The following is a 20,218-nucleotide window of genomic DNA, read 5'->3' on the forward strand; positions in this document are numbered from 1 at the left end:
GATGGCATCGAGCGACTCGCCCTCACAGCGACCATCACTTTCCTGGGTGTCAACGGCCGCAGGCTGACCTCTTCCGACGATCAGGCATACGACCTCGTCGTCGCTGTTTCCGTCGGTGAGCTCGACGACGTTCGTTCCATCGCCGATCGCATCAGCCTGGCATCCGAATTGCGTTGATCAGCGCATGACTCCCGGCGCAAGTCGACCCCGAAGGCTGCTCCGCTGAGACACAATGAATGTCAGCCGGTCCACCGGAAAGGACGTGCGCGTCATGTGTCGAGTGTTCGGCCTGTCGGCTGCTCCCAGGCGAGTTCATGCCACATTCTGGCTGTTGGAAGCGCCGGACAGCATTGCGCAGCAAAGTCGCCGGGAGCCGGACGGTACCGGTTTGGGCACCTACACACCGGACGGGGCTGCGCTGGTCGAGAAGCAACCGCTGGCCGCCTTCGCCGACCGTGAGTTCGCCGAAGAGGCGAAGGAGCGCGAATCGATCACCTTCCTCGCGCACATCCGCTACGCGTCCACCGGCATGGTGCACCCACGAAACACGCACCCGTTCGAACAACGGGGTCGACTGTTCGCGCACAACGGCGTGATCGCCGACTTGCCACGCCTGGACGCCGAACTCGGTGCGTACCGGGAGTTGGTGAAGGGCGACACGGACTCCGAGCGACTGTTCGCGCTGATTACCAAACAGATCGACGCCTGCGGCGGCGACGTCGGTGCCGGAATCACCGCGGCTGTGCGTTGGGTGGCGGAGGCGGTTCCAGTGTTCTCATTGAATCTGATCGTCACCACCGGCACCGAGATGTGGGCGCTGCGCTATCCCGACACCCACGAATTGTTCGTACTTCCTCGCGTCGCCGGTGGCCCACACGGCGTCCGCCATCTCGACCACGCCAGCCCTTCCGGCCGGATCCGTGCGCGCTCGGGCCCACTGTGTAGCCAGGGCGCGGTGATTGTCGCGAGTGAGCCCATGGACGAGGACGTCGACTGGCGGGCGATGCGTTCGGGCGAGCTGCTCCACGTCGGCGACCGGCGGCACATCGACTCCGCGATGATCCTCGACCGACCGCCGCGGCACCAGCTGTCGCTTGCCGACCTCGGTGCCCGTGCCGCCGCCTCACAGTCCGCCGTCTGACTCCCGAAGTCGGTCGTGGGCGTGGGTACGGCCGAGTTCGGTGACGGCCTTCGTGAAGGCAGGGTCGAAGAACAGGTAGCTGAGCAGGTTCCCGTGATCGTCGGGATCGCCGCCGATGAGCCGCTCGAGTATCCACATCGACGGGTTCCGCAGCGCGCCGACACCGCCGTAACGGCGTTCGAACTCGCGCTCGGCCAGCGCAGAGATGTCTCCGCGCTGGGTCGCCGTGGGTCCAGCGAAGGCCACCTCGACGGCTCGGCCTCCCGGTGCACACGCCGCATTCCGCTCGTCGAGGCGGTGAAGGTCCTCGATCATGCGGTCGGCCATGAGCACTCGCAGGGCGAGCGCAGCCACCGCATAGACATCTGGCTCGACCGCATCGGTGGTCCGCTCGCGGCCCGACCGGTGGTGCGAACGCGGTGGCGGCGACGTGCTCGAGGTCATCGGTTGCGTGGCGACCACGCCGAGACGGGTGCAGCCGAATGCCAGCACCGGTGCGAGCGGGGTGTTCAACCGCAGTCCGCCGTCGACATACCATCCGTTCCAGCGGGCGGGCTCGGTGATCCGGATGGGACGAAACAGCAGCGGCACCGCCGCGGAGGCCATCACGTGCTCGACGGTCAATCGGGTCTCGACGTAGGTGATGTTGCGCGCAACGTCGTCGGCCGGCAATCGAATCGATTCGTTCTTCTCGACGAACACCACCGTCCCACCGGTGACCGTCGAGGTGGTGGCCACGGCCACCGCGTCCACGCGCCCGGCGTCGATGTTCTCGTGCAGTGTCTGTAGCGGCAGCCATTCGGTCAGCCTGCTGCGTAGCCGTTCGGTGTCGAGCAGGCTCGGCAGACGAACGGCCAGCCCTGCGAGCTGACCGAGATAGCCCAGGCCCGTTCCGATCCCGCTGATCAGTCCGAACACGTCCCGCAGCTGCACAGCAGACCAGGTGTCGATCAACGCTTCGGCCGCCTGATCCGGCGGAAGGTGAGCCATGCCCCCGAGTCCGACCACGTTCAGCGCGCCGGCACTGGTGCCGATCAGCACTTTCGGGATCCCACCGGTACGGCCCATCCATGGCAGCAGCACCGACAGTGCACCGGCCTCGTAGGCACCGCGCGCACCTGCACCGGCAACCACCAGTCCCGCGCGATCCTCGACCATCGCCCACCTCCCCGAACTCGAGGTCCTCGACACCTCAGCCTACGAGAATCTTGTTGTGTGCGGCCCCGTTCGAACGTCAGCGCATGACGCCGGTGTGTCCGGTGGAGTAGCGGCCCGGCTGCGGCCATACCGTGAGCCCGTGCGGCCCGGCGCCCACTGGGATGGTGGCAATCGTCGAACCGTCGTCGGTGTCGATCGCGTACACGACGCCGTCGTAGCGGGCAGAGACCCAGAAGACGCTGCCGTCGGCGTTGAAGTTGCCCATGTCCGGGCTGGCACCGGGCGGCAGTTGCCAAGTGTCGACAATCTTCTTCGTGTTCAGGTCGAGAATCGAGATGGTGCCCTCACCGCGGTTGGTGACGATCATCTGCTGCCCGCCGCGCTTGATGTAGACGCCGTGCGCACCCTTGCCGGTAGGGATGTACCCGGTCAGCTCCATGTTCTGCGCATCGAAGGTGTAGATGCCGTCGGCCATCATGTCGGCGACGTAGAAGGTCTTCCCGTCGGGCGAGAGCTTGACGTCCTGCGGCATACCGTCACGACCGCGAGGCAGGTCGATGGTCTTGATCAACGATTGTTCTGCGATGTCCACCACAGCCATGCGGCCTTCGAATTCGCAGCTGACCAGCGCACGTTTTCCGTCGGCGGTGAAATCCATGTGGTTGATGCCCTCGCATGCGGGAACCTTCAGTGTGTTCCGCAACTCCCAGGTGTGCGGGTCGTAGAAGTTGAGCTCGCGAAAGGCCTCGGACACCACGATCGCGAACTTGCCGTCCGGGGTGAAGTACAGGTTGTACGGGTCCTTGACCGGGATTCGTTCGCCCGGTTGGCCCGTGTCGGGATCGATAGGGGTGAGAGATCCGGCGTGCAACGGCATGTCCGAGTTCACGTACAGCGTTTTCAGGTCGTAGGAGGGCACCACGTGCTGGGGTTCTCGGCCGACCGGGAAGGTGTCGATCACCTTCATCTGTTGCGGGTCGATCACCGAGACGGTGTCGCTTTCGCTGTTCGGCACGTACACCAGGTGCCGGTCGTCCTCGACCACGTCACTGAGCGTGTCGCGGGCGGCGTAGATGTTGTCCGGATCCGGGATCGGCGGCATTCCCTCGAGGATGGGCCCGAAGGGCGATTCCTGAGCAGCGGTCGTCGGCGCCTCCTGGGTGGAAGTGGTCGGCGACTGCGAGGTCTCCGGCGGAACGGCGGAGGGTGTCTCGTCGTCCAGGCGGTCGGTGTTGCTGTCGGCGCAGCCCGCCAGCACGAGCACGGTACAGGTCGCCACGAGTGTCGTTCTGCCGATTCTCATCGGCTCGCACGCTAATGCACCGGCGCCGACCGCGCATCCGACCCGCCGACTACCGTGTACGCCATGTTCTCGCCCGCCGACCGTAACCATGCGATCTCCGCTCTGACCCGGGCGGTCGGTCGGGTCACCTACGACCGCGGCGTCCGCTACGCCCACAACGAGTCGGTACTCGAGTTGGAGTGGTTTCCGGACGAGGGGATGCTGGTCGGCTTGGTCGATGGCACCGACATCTACCACACGGAGGTGACGTTCAAGCCCGGCACCGACCGGCTCGAGTTCGATCTCGGCACGTGCAGCTGTCCGGTAGGAATGAACTGCAAGCACACGGTGGCGTTGACGATCACGTTGCTCGAGCTTCCTCCGGCCGAACCGGCCGCCGCTCCGTCTTGGGAGGACGTGCTCGACGCCGCCCTCGGCCACCGCGACGACACCCAGTCGAACGGGATTCCGCTGGCTGTGCAGCTGACGCTCACACAGGGCACGCGGTCGCAGTTCTGGCGGCTGACAGCCCGCCTGGTCCGGCCCGGCAAGGTCGGCTGGGTCAACGCCAACATGTACTGGTCCAACCTCGATTACATGCCCGAGGTGAACGATCGGCATCGGAAACTACTGCGCGAGCTGTACACGATGCACCAAGCGAGCAGCCGTCGTACCTATATGTACGGATCCGATAAAGACATCGACTTGACCACGATCGCCAGCCCCAGATTGTGGGTGCTGCTCGACGAGATCGGGCAGGCCGGCGTCGAGCTGGTCTACCCCGGTAATCGGGCCGGGCCCATACCCCGGCCGGGAACTGCAGAGCTGTGTGTGGACATCGACAAGTCCGACGGTGGCCTAGAGGTCACACCGACTGTCCGCACCGACGATTCCGACATACCGGTGGTCGTGCTGGGCTTCGTCGGCGCGGACGCGCACGGGGTGATGTACCTGCGTCCCGACGACCTGAACGCGGCGACGGATTCGCGGTGGCCGTTCCGCATCGCTCGCCTGACCGGCGAGACCCCACCGGCGATGCAGGACCTCATTGTCGGCAACGCCTCGGTCGCCGTGCCCGCGGGCGAGGCGGATCGTTTTGCGGCCACCTACTATCCCCGGCTGCAGCGGTCGGCGACTGTCCGTTCGGTTTCCGATTCGTTCACCGCGCCGATCATCACCGGCCCAGCCCTGCTGCTGGACGTCGCCTACCTGCCGAGGCACCGGGCCGATGTGCATTGGCGTTTCCGCTACACGATCGGCGACGCCGAGTACGAGGTGGAGCTGGCACCGAGCGCGGACCAGCCGTTCCGCGATATGGAAGGCGAACGGTCGGCGCTTGCCGGGCTGGACGTGCCGCTCGAAAAGTACGGGTTACGCGGACCGGACGACGCACTGCTGCCCCGGGTGACACTGGAGGGCCTGGACACCGCACGGCTGACCACCGAACTGGTACCGCTGCTGCATGATCGCGTCGACGTCGAGGTCCGGGTTCAGGGCTCCCCCGCCGACTACCGCGACGCGGGTGACACCCTACAGATCGGGGTGGGCACCGACGCCACCGAGGACGGCGACTGGTTCGACCTGTCGGTCAACCTCCGGGTGGAGGATCGGCCGGTGCCGTTCCGGGATGTGTTCTCGGCCCTGAATGCCGGCGACTCTCACCTGATGCTCGACGACGGTGCGTACCTGTCGTTGGACAAGCCGGAGTTGCAGCGGCTTCGGGACCTGATCGCCGAGGCCCGCGGGCTGCACGAGCAGGATCCGGACCGTTTGCGGCTGAGTCGCTTTCAGGTATCACTCTGGGAAGAGTTGGCCGCACTGGGCGTCGTCGAGCGGCAAGCCGCGCAGTGGCGCAAACAGGTGCAGGGGCTGCTGGACGTCTCGACCATGACCAAGACACGGGTACCCAAGAAGCTCGAGGCCACGCTGCGCCCGTACCAGTTGGACGGGTTTCGTTGGCTCACCTTTCTGTGGTCGAACGGTCTCGGCGGCATCCTCGCCGACGATATGGGTCTCGGCAAAACCATGCAGTCGTTGGCTCTGATCTGCCAGGCGCGCGCCAAGAGACCGTCCGCCCCGCCGGTGCTGATCGTGGCGCCGACGTCGGTGGTGGCGAACTGGGCGTCGGAGGCGGCACGGTTCGCCCCGCACCTGAACGTGGTTGCGGTGTCACAGACTTCGTCGAAACGCGGTGCGCCGCTTTCGGCGTCGATCGAGGGCGCGGATGTGGTGGTCACCTCGTACACTCTGGCGCGACTCGACGACGAGGAGTACCGGGGCCGGCCGTGGTCGATGTTGCTGCTCGACGAGGCTCAGTTCGTGAAGAATCATCGGTCGAAGGCGTACCAGTGTATGCGGCGGATCGAGGCGCCGACGAAGGTCGCGATCACCGGTACCCCGATGGAGAACAACCTGATGGAGTTGTGGTCGCTGCTGTCGATCACCGCACCCGGATTGTTTCCGAATCCGACGAAGTTTCAGGACTTCTACCGCAAGCCGATCGAGAACGGCGGCGACAGTGAACTGCTCGGGCAGCTACGCCGCCGGATTCGGCCGTTGGTGTTGCGGCGCACCAAGGAACAGGTGGCCACAGACCTGCCGGACAAGCAAGAGCAGGTGCTCGAGGTGGAGTTGGCGCCACGACACCGCAAGCTCTATGACACCCACCTGCAACGGGAGCGGCAGAAGATCCTCGGCTTGGTGGCCGATGTGGACGCGAACCGGTTCACCATCTTGCAGTCGTTGACGCTGCTGCGTCGGTTGAGCCTGGATGCGTCGCTGATCGACGACAAGCACGCGGGCGTGGGTTCGGCGAAGGTCGACGCACTGCTCGAGCAGTTGGAAGATGTCATCGAGGGCGGGCACCGGGCGTTGGTGTTCAGCCAGTTCACCGGGTTCCTGGACCGGGTGCGCACGCGCCTGGATGCAGACGGCATCAGCTACACCTACCTCGACGGCAGCACCCGCAACCGGGCGAAGGTGCTGGACCAGTGGAAGGCCGGGGATGCCCCGGTGTTTTTGATCAGCCTCAAGGCGGGCGGGTTCGGACTCAACCTCACCGAGGCCGACTACTGCTTCCTGCTAGACCCGTGGTGGAACCCGGCGTCGGAAGCGCAGGCCGTGGACCGCACCCACCGCATCGGGCAAACCCGGAATGTGATGGTGTACCGCCTGATCGCCAAGGACACCATCGAGGAGAAGGTGATGGCGCTGCAAACCCGCAAATCGGAACTGTTCGCCTCCGTGGTGGACGAGGGCGGCGCGTTCAACGCGACATTGTCGGCGGAGGACATTCGAGAACTGTTTGGATAGTGCCCGCCCGGCGGGCACTATCCATGCACAGGATGCAGATACCATCACGGTATCACTGGTGATACCGTGATGGTGTGCCTATGACTTTACGCCTGTCCGACGACGAAGCAGCGGCGTTGCGCGCTCGTGCAGAGCGCGAGAACCGGTCGATGCAAGATGTTGCGCGAGCAGCGGTGCGCGAGTACGTGGAGAACCACAGCAGAGCCGAGTTACTCGACCAGGTGCTCGATGAGGAGCTGCCTCGTTACGCGGAGGCACTGGAGCGTCTCGGTCAGTGATCTACTTGACCATGCCTGAGTTGATCCACGTGGCAGAACGGACGCTCGATGGAGTGGTTCCCGTACGCGACCACGGTCTGCTGGAAGCAGCGTTGGCACGTCCGAAGACCACGGTGCTCGGCGCCGACGCCTACCCCCGCCTCGAGGAGAAGGCAGCCGCCTTGATGCATTCCCTCGCCCGCAACCATGCTCTCATCGACGGCAACAAGCGACTCTGTCTCGCTGCCACGCTCGCATTCCTCGGTGTCAACGGGCGCAGGCTCACCCTGTCCAACGACGAGGCCTACGACTTGGTCATCGCCATCTCGACCGGTGAACTGGACGATGTTCCCGCGATCGCCGAACAGCTCCGCCGAAGCAGTGAGGATCGATGAGCGGTCGTCCGATTATGAGGTGCCGTCCGGCATGATGATCTCGGTGAGGTCGGCACCGTCCAGGTTTGCAGTGTCGACGCATGCCCCAGTCAGATTGGCTTTGCCCAGGTAGGCACTGGTCAGGTTAACCCCAGTCAGGTCGGCGTCGGCGAGGTATGCGCCGGTCATGTACGCACCGGAGAGGTCCGCTCCGCCGAGATCCGCGCCTCTGAGGAACGTCGACGTCAGATAGGCCATCGTCAGGTCGCCATCTCGCAGGCAAGCCCGCGTGAGGTACGCGCCGGTGAGATTGACATCGTGAGCGGCCACTCCGGTGAGGTTTGCCCGTACCAGATCGGTACCGACGAGCTCGGCGGACGTGAGATCAGCGCCCACCAGGGTCGCATCCGTGAGGTTCGCTCCCGACAAGTCTGCGCCCGTGAGATCGACGCCCGACAGGTTCACACCTGACAGATTCGCTCCGGCCAGATCGACGTCGACGAGACCGATCGACCCCCAGTCGCCCGACGCCCGCATGTCGTTCCAGGCCGCAACATCAGAGTGCAGCAAGTCGAGGAATCGCGCCGATACTGTCGTTGTCATCAGACCTCCGATCTCGATGTTGACGCCGTCAACGTAGCAGCGGCTTGTTGACTACGTCAACCTCGCCTATTCTGCGTGAATGCCCGTGCGAACCCAGGACACTCGCCACGCCCTACTCGCTGCGGCCAGCGAACTCTTGGCGCAGGGCGGGCCAGCACACGTCACTCTCCGCGCAGTGGGCGCCATGGCCGATGTGTCACGGACCGCCCCGTACCGCCACTTTCGAGACAAGGACGACCTGCTCAGCGCGGTCGCGGCAGAGAATCTGACGCACCTGAAACATGAAATGCAACGTGCAATCGCGGAACCGTCGACGATCTCCACGCCGCTGTTTCGCGCCTGCCTCGCGTATGTCCGTGTCGCTTGGGACTACCCGAACCACTACCGACTCGAGTTCGGTGGCGACTACACGTTCTCACCGAGTCAGGTGCTCGAGGAGACTGCCGCCGACTTCTCCACCTACTTCAACGACCTTGTCCTCGAGGCGCAACGAACGAAAACCCTCATCGCCGCCGACGCTCGGGATGTCGGTCCACTCCTCTGGGTGATCCTGCATGGGCTGGCCATGTCCAACCACCTGATTTCCAGCAGGGCGTGTGAATCCGAAACAGGCTACGACGCCGGGGATCTGCCGCGTGTTCTCGGCCTGGCCCTGTGCAGCCTCGCCCCGAAATGACGGCGCCGGACGCGAGGGGGCGATCCAACCTCCCTGGCGGATACTTCGAAAACTGTTCAGATAGCAACATGAGGAGCCAGCTTGAAGTTCACCGACACGGTCATCTCGAAGCAAGGGCGATACTGGCTCTTCCCGATCGGGAGTGCATGATGCGGGTTCACAAGCCGACCACAGTGACGAAGAAAGAACATCAAATTAGACATACGCAGGGCCTGGATTCTCCGGCGGTACCCCGACATAGACGGCGCATTACAATGCGAACGGTTGGTATGATAGAGCCTTATCGACGATCTGATCGGGGGTTTCGCCAGCGTAATCCCAGAATATGTAACCACTTACGTTTGGGTCTGGAACCGAGGTCTCAACTTGGCGGACCCAGTTCTGAATATCGTCGTCTGTTGCGTCAGGCGGGGCATTCAAAAGGTGCGCAACCAGGGCGACAAGTTGGTCGCGCTCGAGGTTAACCATCATTAGCTTTCCGGACCTTTCCGATCAGGAGGGCCCATTTGCCCCTCAACTTTCCGAACTATACCGAATCCTTCCGACCACGAAGCATTTCCGAATCGAGATTAAACATCCAATCACAACATAAAAATGGCGCATGAAAGAGCCTTGTCCACAACCTCTTCGGGAGTCATCCCCGTTTCATCCCAGAATATATAGTCACTTATCTTGGGGTCAGGAACTGATTCTTGAAGCTTCTGCATCCATCGTTCGCGACTTCTATCGGTATCGTTCGAGTTTGGATTTGAAATTCTTTCCACGAGTTCGATCAGTTGGGATCGAGTTAACTTCTCCATGATTCGATTCAATCTATGCTGCCATCTTGATACGCGCTGACCTTGGAAACATAGATCGCACCCGCAGTGAGAATTACAGACGGCACGGATTCACACGTCAATTTGACCCTGCCGTCGGGCAGCGACGAAATCGCAAGGTCAACCGTCATTGTCGTGCCCCAACCGCTGATTTTTATCATGTCAATGTCCGTTATATACAGTTCCACCTGAACCGTATTCACCGCAGTATGCAACCATTTTTTTGGGGGATCTTCCGGGAAGCCGGCGAGATCAAATCGAATCCGAGCAGAAGCCGCCTCTCTGTTGAGTGTTATCCCATGGAGTCCCACCCCAGAAAGCGATGGAACGCTAAGTCCGTATATTGATTTAATTCGCTCTCGATTATCGAGGATGTCTAACCAGCTCACACTATCTCCTGAATTCATAATGATCCCTGGTTCCTGGAACATGCCCAGTCCTCGGGTTCGATTCCGGCCGAACATTGAAATGTGGCCCTTGGTCGCCCACCCCTCCTTGTCCGAATTGGTGTCCAGCACCGTGATCCTGAATGATGATTACGTCACTACCGGTTTGAGAAATTACATCCGAATCTATCGAATGATAATAATATTCACGCGTGTATATAGCCTGCCCGTCCTGCCCTAGAATGGATCTACCGTTCATGTCGGTCATTCGCTCCATTTGCGTCAAGAATGGGTGCTGTGTCCGCGGAATACCGGCATCTTGCTTTGCTTGATTGAGGGCAGCATTTCGACTCACCTCCTCACAAGCATCTGGTACGAGCCCAAGTGGGTCCGTCCAGCCGGTGGGGTTGTGGGGGTAGGTATTCGGGTTCGCGGCCGGTGCGAGACCAAGCGGGTCTTGGGTGGTGTAGCGGGCGGTGGCGGGGTTGTAGTAGCGGTGCAGGTTGTAATGCAGCCCGGTTTCGGTGTCGTGGTACTGCCCGGGGAAACGCAGCGGCGTGTCCACGCCCTGCCAGGTGGTGTTCCCCCACAGGTCGGTGGTGGCGGTTCCGGCCGATTCGGCGGCATCCGGTTCGATCAGCTGGACGGGGGTGCCGACGAGGTCGGTGATGATGGCATAGAACTCGGTGTCGATCTCGGCTTGGTTGGTGGCCTGCGTGATCGGGGTGTGCGAACCGGGTTGGTAGTTCCACCGCATGGTGGTGTCGGCGCCTGTTTGTTCGACGAGTGTGGTCCCATCCCAGGTGTAACGGGTCAACTCGGCAACATCACCGCCCTCGTCCACACGCGTTTTGGTGGTGCGCCGGCCCAGCGCGTCGTACGTGTAGCGCCAGCGCTGCCCGTCCGGGGTGGTGACGTCAACGAGTTGATCGAACGCGTTGTACCGGTAATGCCAGACGTCCGGGGCATGGGAGAGCCGGGTGGTGGTTTTGCGAATCAGCCGCCCGGCCTCGTCATAGTGGAACCGGGTGCGACCATCACGGATCAGCAAGTTCCCCCGGTATTCCCGCCGATCCGAGACGTCAGCATTGTCGGTGACGGTGCTGTTGGTGATGTTGCCAAGGCGGTCGTAGCCGAACCGCTCGGTGGGGGTGCCGTTGTGCGAGACCGTGGTGATACGGCCCGCGGGATCGACGCTGTAATCGCGGCGCAGCACCCGATCAGCGACGGCGACCGCATCCGAGGTGGTCGTGTGATTGGTGAGGTAGCCGTCCGCCCGGTATGCGTACGCATCGTCGCGCATGATCTGCGGCGGCCGGCTGGGGGTATCGAAGTCGAAGTTCAGCGACGACGCCGGGTGCGCGGTCACCGTTTGGGTGACCAACTGTCCACGGGTGGTGTGGTTTCGCCGAACGTCGAGCTCGCCGATCCGCCAGCCGTTCAACACCCCACGCGGATCGTGGTCGAAGGTGAGCCGGTGCCCGTCGGTGGTGAGCGCGGACAGTTGCCCTGCCGGATCCCATTGCCACGCTGTATCCCCGCCGGTCGGTGACAGGCGTCGGCTGCGGCGGCCCGCGAAATCGTGTTCGAATCGCATGGCGGGTTGGTCGTCGACGGTCTGGGCGGCGAGTTGCCCGGTAGCGGTGTAGTCGAACCCAACTGTGTGGATGCGGTTCTCACCGTGACTGGTGTCCGCACTCGTGACACGCCCGGCCAGGTCGTGACCGAATTCCAGATGTTCACCGGAATCGGCGTGAATGCCGGTGAGCCGGCCGAGAATGTCGTAGGTGTTGTGCCGAGTCACCCCGGTGGCCGGGGTCACCGATGCCACCCGCCCAGCCCTGTCGTGGTCGTATGTGGTGGTGGCCCCGTTGAAATCGGTCTCCGAAACGAGGCGCCCGGCACCGTCGTACCGGTACGACCAGGTGGCGCCGAGCGGGTTGGTGACCGCGATCAATCGTCGCTCGGTGTCCCACAGATACGAGGTGACGCTGCCGTCCGGGTCGGTGCGTGAAGCCAGCAGGTCGAAGTCGCCGTATTCGTAACTGGTGACAGCGCCGCCGGTATCGGTGTGGGTCAGGAGGTTTCCTTCCCCGTCGTAGACCCATGACTCGCCGGCCCCGTCCGGATGGGTGCGGGCAAGGAGCTGCCCGTCCGCAGACCAGCGGTAACCGGTGACCGCGCCGGTGGGGTCGATCACCGCTTCCGGTCTACCGAAACCGTCCCGCACGATGCGGGTCACGGCGCTACGCGGATCGGTGATCGACACGGGCAGGCCGGCGTCGTCGCATTCGATGAAGGTGGTGGCCCCGGTCGGACCGGTCACCGACGCCACCGTCCCGTTCGGGTGGTAGCTGTACTGGGTGCGGGCACCGGCAGCATCCGTCACGGCCACAAGGTTGCCGGTTTTGTCCCATTCCTGACCGGTGACGGTCCCGTCCGCGCCGGTAATGGTCGAAGGACGATTCGGGCCGGCATAGTCGATGCTGATGGCGTTGCCATCAGGGCGGATGATCCGCGCGACGTCCCCGTCCTCGGTGTACAGGTATCGGGTGAGTGCCCCATCGGGGGTGACCACGCGCAGCGGTTCGCGCCGCGAATTGTAGTCGGTGTGGGTGTGGCAACCCTCCGGGTCCACCACATCTCGCAGTCGCAGGTCGTTGTCGAAGCCGTGCGCGGTGGACGCACCGGTCGAACCGGTGACGATGGTGGTTCGTCCCGCGCCGTCCGCGGTCGCCTCGTAATCGAACCGGCAGTCCATGATCCCGGCGGTGCCACGTTGCACGGTGACACGACCGTCATCGTCGTAGGTGTTGCACATCTGGTTGCCGTTGTCGTCGAGCCAGGACAGCATGCGTCCGGAGTCGTCGTAGGCGTAGCGGGTGACACCGCCCACCCCGTTGGTGACAGCGGCCAGATGCCCGGCCTCGTATGCGAATCGGCGGACCGGGGTGCGTTGCTCACCGTCCATCACGGACAGGCCGGTGATGCGCCCTCCCGCGATGTCGAGCAAAACCCGGTACCCACCCGAATGCGAGATCTCCGTCGGCGCCCCGTCCGCGTCGTAATGGAAACGGATGCGGTTGCGGTGCCGGTCGGTGATCGCACTGATCGACAGATTTCCCAGCGCCGTATCGAGCCCGCCCAGTTCGGGTTTCGGCGCGAAATGCCAGGTGAGGTTCCGGTCCGGGTTGTGGACCCGGTAGCCGCCGGTGTCGGTGCGCGCCAGCGGCCACCCCTGCCCCGAATCCGGGAGTACCGGGGTGCCGGCCCGTGGGTGGGCGTAGGTGAGCATCACCCCGTCCTCGGCGAGCAGGGTCACCCCCGACTCCTCGACCACGATGCGCATGTCGATCGTCGTCGACCAACTCGGTCCGAACCAGCGACCGAACCGATACCCCGACCGGTGCCGACGCCCGAACGTCAACGGCAACACACCCGGTAGCGTCAGATCCGTTTCCGGAAGCAGGAACTCACCGGTCGCGACGTCGACCGGGTCGCCGCCCTCACAAATCTGGTTGCTCGTCTGGTTGACATCGCACCCCGCCTCGTCGGCGGCCTCGCGCACACCCGAGTCGGCGTCGGCCCACTCTTGCTGCCCCGGATTCTCACCGGTATCGGGACTGCCGGGTTCAGGGGTGTCGACATCCGGCCCGGTTGGATCGCCGTCGGTACTGTCCGGGGCCGGGTCGGAATCCGACTCAGGGGACGGCGAGGCATCCTGCTCGGCGTCCGGGTCCGGGTCCGGGTCCGGGTCTGGGTCTGGGTGTGAAGCAACCGTGTCGTCGGTGTTCGGGGCTTCGCTGCCCGGGTTCGGTTGCTGCGCCCCGTCGGTGTCGGCTTCGGGGGCAGTCGGGTGGGTGCCCGGCGCCGTGTCCGACACCGTTTCCGGCGTTCGCGGGTGGCCCGCCTCGACACCGGTCGGCTGGGTGCTCGGCGCGGATTCCGGTGTTGTGTCGACGCGTGGGGCATCGGGTGTGGGTGCGTCGACTCGCGGCGCGTCCACCTTCGGCATCTCGGGTGTGGGAAGGTCTCGCCCCAGGTCCGACACCGTGTCGCTCATTCGCGAAACATCGCCCAAATCTCCGGCCATGTCCGCCACCCGCATCCCCGCACGGGCCGCCGCGACACCACCACCCGCACCACCGGTGGCCAGCGTCAGCGCCGCATCACCGGTGAGGCTGCCGAGGAACTCGAACGGATTCTTCCGGGCATCGTCGACCATCGCCGACACCATCGCGCCCGGATCGGCGGCGGCCACCACCAGTCCGGTCTTGAGGTCGGACATGGCGGTCTGATACTCGGCCGGATGGGTTAGGTTGTACACATCCGCCGGGTTCACCTGACGAGCGAACTGCACGATGCCCGTCAGCCCGGTCACCAAACCCGTGGTGAAACTCAAACTGGCATGGTCCGCGATGGCGTCGAGGTCGGAAAGATTGGCCGCCCAACGCTCGGTGAACGGCGGTTCGGTGGGCGCCGACGCGGTCGCCTGATCGAGGGCACCGGCCACCTGCCCAGCAGCATTGTCCCGCTCGATCCGTGCACCACGCAGAATGTCCCGCGCCTCGGCGTACATCGCCGTCCACGTGTCGACAAGCGTCGTATTCCCACGTTGTTCACTGCTGAGCGCGTTGTACGCAGCCTTCTTCGACGCCTCCTCTTGCTCGGCCTGCTGCCACATGGCGATGGCGTCGGCCGCCTTGCCCTGAGCGGCCTCGACGGTGTGACTCCACGTGGTCAAACTCTGCCCCGCCGCGGTCATCGCATCCGCGGCGTCGTGCCACAGACCCGGCTGCTTGTCGAAGACCTCGTTGAACCCGTCGGCCGCCTCCCCCGACCACTCGGCGGCATCGACCGTGCGCAACGCGTCACCGGTCGAGGAAATGCCGGTGGACAGCTCCGTCAACGCGGTGGTGGCCTCGGTGATGACGGCCGGGTCACCGAGAATCAGCTCGTCCGGTTGATCGGTCTGCCCGAGTTCACGTTCGTCGACAGCGCCGCCGGTGAAGCTGGCCACCTCGTCGCCGACGTCGTCGAGCGCCTCGGCCACCGTGTCCGCCCCGAGATCACGTGCCACACCCGATGCCGCATCGAGACCGGAGTCGACTGCCTGCCCGGCAGCCTCGGCACCGCTCTCGACGGCGTCCTCGACGAACTCCCCCGCCTTGTCGAGCCCGCCGATCACATCGTCCCACCCGAACCCCATCAGTGTTCCCCCTGCGCGGCAGTGATGTTCGCGGCCTGTTCGGCCGCACCGGTGTTGAATCCGCGCTCCGCGTCCACCCCGGCAACATCGGCGATCACCGGCGACACATTCGCCAACGCTTGCGGCCCCACCTCAGCGATGACAGCGTTGTTCGCCTGTATCGCCTCCGCCGACTCCGCGAAGGATTCCGCACTGTAATCGGCGTTGCGCACGTGGTTGACCGGGTTGTCGGCCAGGGTCTGCTCCCACGTGCGGGCGGCGATCTCCTCACTACTCAGATGCGGATTGCCCGCCATATGAGTCCACACCGTCTTGAGCGCATCCGACGTCTCCTGCTCCATGATGTAGTAGCGGCCCGCAGCCAGATCCAGCGTCTCCGCGATCGAGTTGCCGGCCTGCACCAGATGACGCACACCCCACGACCAGCGCTCCGCGAACTCCTCGAGACTCTTCTGCACCCCCTGGTCACCCGCCTCCAACGGGGAGAGCGCCAACAGTGAGAATCCGCGACCCGAGGATGCCGTCTCACCGATCCCCAATTCGGACAGGACATCGATGACCGCCGTAATGCCCTGCGCCGCCTGAACCAACACCTGCGGGTCCACCGCCAGCTCACCCATCACGCCCCCTCGTCCACGGCGGGCGGGAATGCCATCGGAGCCGCGCCGCAAATGTTCACCACCACCCCCGTCGGACGTGAAAGTGTGGGAATCAGATCATCCACGATCCGCCACCCGAACACCGTGTGAAACCTGTGCTGCACGCCCCGGTCACCGCGCGCCACCACATACTCGGCGTACTCGTACTCACTGGTGAACGCGCACACCCAATCGATACCCTCGACCTCACAGGTCGGCACCCGCTCGTCATCCGTCAACGGGACGAACAACACCGCCTCGCGAAACGCCTCGGTGAGCGCGGATGATTGCCCGAACCCCTGGTAGAACGCATCGATCTCCCCCAACAGCATGCCGCAACGATCAGCTCCGCCGTCCATTACACCCCCGTCTGATCTCGCTTCCGGGAGTGTACCGACGCGGGGTGACACCGCAAGATGTGGCGTCACCGCCGAACCGTAAACGCAGTGGTCAGGGATGGGCATGCGGGCGTGATCCGATGCAGTCGCAGCGCAAAACGGGAACACGTTCTAGTCTGGTCGCATGAGCACCGACGATCTGGAAAAGTTGTTCACCCGCCAACGCGACGCGTTCGTCGCCGACGGACCGCCGGATGCGGCGACGCGGCGGGACCGGATCGCGCGGCTCGCGGCAATGCTGCTGGACGGACGTGAGGAACTGTGCGAGGCCCTCAGTCTCGACTACGGCACCCGCCCGGCCTCGTTCTCCCTGGTCGCAGACGTGATCAGTGGCCTGAACGAAATGGCCTACATGCGGAAGAACCTCGAGAAGTGGATGCGCCCCGAGCGTCCGCAGCCGTTGGCGAAGCTCTTCGGCGTCACCATGGAAACGCATTCGGTGCCGCTCGGCGTAGTCGGGATCATGGGTCCCTGGAACTTCCCGCTGCAGCTTGTCGCGCAGCCGGCAGCTGCCGCTCTCGCGGCAGGAAACCGGGTGATGCTGCGGCCGTCGTCCGCAACACCTCGGATGACGCAGGTGTTGGCCGACCTTGCCTCGCAGTACTTCTCCGACGACGAATTGGTGGTCGTCACCAAGGATGTGGCCTCCGGTGCGGAGTTCGCCGCGCTGCCGTTCGACCAATTGTTCTTCACCGGGTCCACCGAGACCGGCAAGCAGATCCAGCGCGCGGCCGCCGACAATCTCACCCCCGTCACACTCGAGTTGGGGGGCAAGAACCCGGCGATCGTGGCCCGCACCGCCGATCTCGCCACGTCGGCAAAGAGGATCGGCGCGGCCCGCATGGTCAACAGCGGGCAAGCCTGCCTGTGCCCGGATCTGGTGTTCGTGCCCGAGGAGTCGGTCGAGCAGTTCGTCGATGCGCTGTTGGGGAGCTGGCGCGACCGCTACCCGCAGATCACCGGCAACGACCAGTACATTTCGGTCATCGACGACAAGGCGTACCGCCGCATCCTCGCGCTGCTCGACGACGCCACCGCCAAGGGCGCCACCGTCCGGACCGCCGCGCCTGCGGGTGAGGATCTCCCGGATGCGTCGTCCCGCAAGATCGCCCCGACCGTCGTCACCGGCATCACCGACGACATGGACCTGGCCGACGAGGAAATCTTCGGCCCCGTCCTGGCAGTGCACGCCTACCGCGACATCGCCGAAGTGATCGACTACCTCGCGCAGCGCCCGAGCCCGCTGAGCAGCTACTGGTACGGCGACGACGACCACGAGTTTCGCCGCTTCTTCGACCGCACCCGGTCGGGCAGCGTGAACCGCAACGACTTCGGCCTGGTCAACGCGATGCATCACCTGCCGTTCGGCGGCGTCGGACAGTCCGGGATGGGTTCTTACCACGGCAAGCACGGCTTCGACACGTTCTCGCACCACCGCCCGGTCGCCTCGCATGGGTTCCGGTTCTCGCTGGCGTCGACCATCGCGACCCCGCATTCGACGGGGATGACCAAGGGTGTGACCAAGTACGCGGAGCAGCAGCGACGGGCGATCGCGAAGAAACTGGGACGACGGTAGAGACTGATTTCGTAGTTCGAGGTGAATCCGCCCGACAGGATTCGGAATCGGCGATCGAAGTACGTCGCGATGACGCATCGCGACGGTGTACCACCACTACGGACAGGTGGTACACTTCGGTCATGCCCACCGCCCGGCCGCGCTATCAGATCACCGAGACTCCCGCGGTCGCGCACGCGCTGAAAGTCGCGGCAAGCGTGTGGCCTACCGAACCACGTTCCAAGCTGCTGCTGCGGCTGATCCGCTCCGGCAGTGACGCACTCGAATCCGCGGACCGTGAAGCGGCCAAACGGGCCGCAATCGATTCGAGCGCCGGCAAATACGCCGATGCTTTCGACGACAACTTCCTTGCCCGACTCCGGCAGGACTGGCCCGAGTGATCACACTCGACGCGAGCGTGCTGATTGCACATCTATCCGCCCGCGACACACACCACGATGTGGCGACCGCGCTACTGACAAAGTCCGTCGACGACACAGTCGTCATCCATTCACTGAACCTCGCCGAGGTACTTGTCGGTGGAGCCAGACTCGGCCGCAGCCAGGAGATGCTCGACGACATTCTGATGATCGGTATCCAGGTGGCCGATCCCCAACCAGGCGAGTCACTTCGGCTCGCGAATCTACGCGCCGAATCGGGACTGAAACTTCCCGATTGCTGCGCACTCGACACCGCCCTCACCACCCGATCCACCCTGGCGACCTTCGACTCCGTACTTGCCGAGGTCGCCGGCCAGCGCGGACTCGAGGTCGCCCCGTAACCGCTGCGCGATCAGGCGAACGAGCATCCCGTTGCGGGCTTGTCGCCGAGCTGATCGACGAGATGGTTGGCCACGGTGTCGGAGAGATATCCGTCGATGATCTGCGGCCCGAAGTGATTCGGAATTGTCGTTCCCGGTGCGATCGGGGGCAGGTGGTTGGTGATGAACCGTACCGAGGCGCCGTTGGCGCACCAGTCTTCGGCCAGCTGTCGTCCCTGCCCGTAGGGGACGCTGTCGTCGTTGATCCCGTGGGTGATGACGACCGGGGCAGTCGGGGTGAGGCGGCCGATGCGCTGATCGTCCAGGGCCGCCCGCGCTTCCGGCATTTCTGCCAGCCACTCGTTCAGGCTGCGCCCGTCGACGGTGAGGGTGTTGGTGCGCAGGAACGGTCTCGTCAAGATGACATCGCCGATGCACGCCGTTTTCAGTTCTTGCAGAACGGCTTGCCCCTGTTCGCTGGCCACCTGATCGATCAGGGGTTCGAGTTCGGGGTAGCGGGCCACGAGCCCGTTCAATGCGAAACCGATGGCGCCGCCGATGAGCGTCCCGTCGACCTTGGCGAGGACGGCGTTGAGGTCGGCGGTCGGCGCTCCCGCCCACACGCCCTGCAGGTTGAGTTCGGGTGCGTAGCTGGGCTGCAACTCCGCAGCGGCCGCGGTGGCGCCACCACCTTGCGAGTATCCCCAGAACAGCAGGGGTGTGTCGGTTCCGGTGCCGGACAACGTGTTCGCAGCACGCGCGGCATCGAGAACAGCGTGGGCCTCCTCGCGCCGGTTGACGTAGGTGTGGATTCCGGGTGTGCCGAGGCCGATGTAATCGGTCACGAACACACGGGCGCCCCGCGAGGTCCATAATGCCGTGGAGGCGGATTCCTGGTTGACCGACATCGATGGTGTCGGGGCAACCTGCGCGTACAACCCGTTCGCGAACGCCACCGAGGGTGCGCACTGATCGCCCTGGCCGATCGTTCCCGGCGCGACGATCACCGTCGGACGCTCACCCGGACCGGTCCACGGCGCCGACGTTTCGACGTAGGTTCCGGACACGGCAACGGGAACTCCGTCCTGGGTGCGGGAGGTGTACATGATCCGTTGGGCTTGCACCGGCCATGCGCCGTCCCCGGTCGGCGGCAGTGCGAAAACATCCAACGGGTCGGACTTGATCACCGCGCCCCTGGTCTCGTCGAATTGTGCGGGCGGAAGGTAGAAGTCGTCGACCGGTGCTGCCGAGGCCGGCGCCGCGGTCAGCCCTGTGACGGTTGCCGCACCGGCGCAGGCAACGGTGGCGATGGCGGTGGCTCGCCTCAGCCGTGCGGCGACGCTGCGGCGCCATGCCGTCCCGACTTTTCCGAGCGTCCGACGAGAGTGTGGGCTGACGGACACTCGGTTCTCCTTGTTCGGGGGGTTCGGGTCGGCGCGGTTCGCCGACCAAGAAACTAGACGTGATTGAGTAGAAGTGTCAAGAATCACTGCATCCGATCCACTTCGCGCACCCCGACGCGCACCGGTCAGTTCTGATCCTCGTCCGAGAAATCGTCCGCCGGCACATCAGCCTGGTCTCTCGAACAGTGGCGTAACCGGGTCCGAGAGGCGACGAAACACTCGTTTCGACCTCAGCGGTATGGGTACGC

Annotated in this window: 16 protein-coding genes; 8 read left to right on the plus strand and 8 right to left on the minus strand. The window is 64.4% G+C overall.

Annotated features, from left to right (window positions below):
- Positions 1 to 271 precede the first annotated feature (271 nt).
- A complete protein-coding gene (locus ACZI8Q_RS10045; RefSeq protein WP_463373505.1) occupies positions 272 to 1,141 on the plus strand; it encodes a class II glutamine amidotransferase in 870 nt (289 codons plus the stop codon).
- On the opposite strand, the gene ACZI8Q_RS10050 is transcribed toward ACZI8Q_RS10045, so the two are convergent.
- Positions 1,124 to 2,299 carry a patatin-like phospholipase family protein gene (locus ACZI8Q_RS10050; protein ID WP_463373366.1) on the minus strand — a complete coding sequence of 392 codons (1,176 nt, stop codon included), beginning with the start codon at positions 2,297 to 2,299 and terminating at the stop codon, positions 1,124 to 1,126. The genes ACZI8Q_RS10045 and ACZI8Q_RS10050 overlap by 18 nt on opposite strands.
- A gap of 76 nt (positions 2,300 to 2,375) precedes the next feature.
- Positions 2,376 to 3,602, minus strand: a complete 1,227-nt coding sequence (locus tag ACZI8Q_RS10055; RefSeq protein WP_463373367.1) for a YVTN family beta-propeller repeat protein — start codon at positions 3,600 to 3,602, stop codon at positions 2,376 to 2,378.
- A 63-nt stretch (positions 3,603 to 3,665) separates the two neighbouring features.
- Here ACZI8Q_RS10055 and ACZI8Q_RS10060 point away from each other — a divergent pair, with 63 nt between their 5' ends.
- From ACZI8Q_RS10060 to ACZI8Q_RS10070, 3 genes are all read left to right on the plus strand, one after another.
- Positions 3,666 to 6,893, plus strand: coding sequence for a DEAD/DEAH box helicase (locus tag ACZI8Q_RS10060; RefSeq protein WP_463373368.1), 3,228 nt, complete (start codon positions 3,666 to 3,668; stop codon positions 6,891 to 6,893).
- Positions 6,894 to 6,973: 80 nt separating this feature from the next.
- Complete coding sequence (locus ACZI8Q_RS10065; RefSeq protein WP_463373506.1) at positions 6,974 to 7,171, plus strand: ribbon-helix-helix protein, CopG family; 198 nt, start codon at positions 6,974 to 6,976, stop codon at positions 7,169 to 7,171.
- Between the two features lie 11 nt (positions 7,172 to 7,182).
- A complete protein-coding gene (locus tag ACZI8Q_RS10070; RefSeq protein WP_463373369.1) occupies positions 7,183 to 7,545 on the plus strand; it encodes a type II toxin-antitoxin system death-on-curing family toxin in 363 nt (120 codons plus the stop codon).
- Positions 7,546 to 7,557: 12 nt separating this feature from the next.
- On the opposite strand, the gene ACZI8Q_RS10075 is transcribed toward ACZI8Q_RS10070, so the two are convergent.
- Positions 7,558 to 8,127: a pentapeptide repeat-containing protein gene (locus ACZI8Q_RS10075; RefSeq protein ID WP_463373370.1), complete on the minus strand. Its 570-nt coding sequence runs from the start codon at positions 8,125 to 8,127 to the stop codon at positions 7,558 to 7,560.
- Between the two features lie 79 nt (positions 8,128 to 8,206).
- Between ACZI8Q_RS10075 and ACZI8Q_RS10080 the strand changes: the two genes are divergently transcribed.
- Positions 8,207 to 8,803 carry a TetR/AcrR family transcriptional regulator gene (locus ACZI8Q_RS10080; protein WP_463373371.1) on the plus strand — a complete coding sequence of 199 codons (597 nt, stop codon included), beginning with the start codon at positions 8,207 to 8,209 and terminating at the stop codon, positions 8,801 to 8,803.
- An 808-nt stretch (positions 8,804 to 9,611) separates the two neighbouring features.
- On the opposite strand, the gene ACZI8Q_RS10085 is transcribed toward ACZI8Q_RS10080, so the two are convergent.
- From ACZI8Q_RS10085 to ACZI8Q_RS10100, 4 genes are read right to left on the minus strand one after another with little or no spacing between them, the layout of a single operon-like run.
- On the minus strand, positions 9,612 to 10,010 hold the full coding sequence (locus ACZI8Q_RS10085) for an Imm50 family immunity protein (RefSeq protein WP_463373372.1): 399 nt from the start codon (positions 10,008 to 10,010) through the stop codon (positions 9,612 to 9,614).
- Between the two features lies 1 nt (position 10,011).
- Entirely contained in the window at positions 10,012 to 15,216 is a 5,205-nt protein-coding gene (locus ACZI8Q_RS10090; protein WP_463373373.1) for a putative T7SS-secreted protein, read from the minus strand.
- Positions 15,216 to 15,836 carry a hypothetical protein gene (locus tag ACZI8Q_RS10095; RefSeq protein ID WP_463373374.1) on the minus strand — a complete coding sequence of 207 codons (621 nt, stop codon included), beginning with the start codon at positions 15,834 to 15,836 and terminating at the stop codon, positions 15,216 to 15,218. The genes ACZI8Q_RS10090 and ACZI8Q_RS10095 overlap by 1 nt, the downstream gene beginning before the upstream one ends.
- The gene (locus tag ACZI8Q_RS10100; protein WP_463373375.1) at positions 15,836 to 16,213 is read right to left on the minus strand and encodes a hypothetical protein; all 378 of its coding nucleotides are present in this window, start codon (positions 16,211 to 16,213) and stop codon (positions 15,836 to 15,838) included. Before ACZI8Q_RS10100 ends, ACZI8Q_RS10095 begins: the two co-directional genes overlap by 1 nt.
- A gap of 163 nt (positions 16,214 to 16,376) precedes the next feature.
- Here ACZI8Q_RS10100 and ACZI8Q_RS10105 point away from each other — a divergent pair, with 163 nt between their 5' ends.
- The 3 genes from ACZI8Q_RS10105 to ACZI8Q_RS10115 all read left to right on the plus strand — a co-directional run bounded on the left by ACZI8Q_RS10105 (position 16,377) and on the right by ACZI8Q_RS10115 (position 18,588).
- On the plus strand, positions 16,377 to 17,828 hold the full coding sequence (locus tag ACZI8Q_RS10105) for an aldehyde dehydrogenase family protein (protein ID WP_463373376.1): 1,452 nt from the start codon (positions 16,377 to 16,379) through the stop codon (positions 17,826 to 17,828).
- Positions 17,829 to 17,950: 122 nt separating this feature from the next.
- Complete coding sequence (locus ACZI8Q_RS10110) at positions 17,951 to 18,208, plus strand: hypothetical protein (RefSeq protein ID WP_463373377.1); 258 nt, start codon at positions 17,951 to 17,953, stop codon at positions 18,206 to 18,208.
- The gene (locus tag ACZI8Q_RS10115; RefSeq protein WP_463373378.1) at positions 18,205 to 18,588 is read left to right on the plus strand and encodes a type II toxin-antitoxin system VapC family toxin; all 384 of its coding nucleotides are present in this window, start codon (positions 18,205 to 18,207) and stop codon (positions 18,586 to 18,588) included. Before ACZI8Q_RS10110 ends, ACZI8Q_RS10115 begins: the two co-directional genes overlap by 4 nt.
- A gap of 11 nt (positions 18,589 to 18,599) precedes the next feature.
- On the opposite strand, the gene ACZI8Q_RS10120 is transcribed toward ACZI8Q_RS10115, so the two are convergent.
- The gene (locus ACZI8Q_RS10120) at positions 18,600 to 19,895 is read right to left on the minus strand and encodes a lipase family protein (protein ID WP_463373507.1); all 1,296 of its coding nucleotides are present in this window, start codon (positions 19,893 to 19,895) and stop codon (positions 18,600 to 18,602) included.
- Positions 19,896 to 20,218: the final 323 nt, after the last annotated feature.

Source organism: Rhodococcus quanlei (assembly GCF_055231015.1).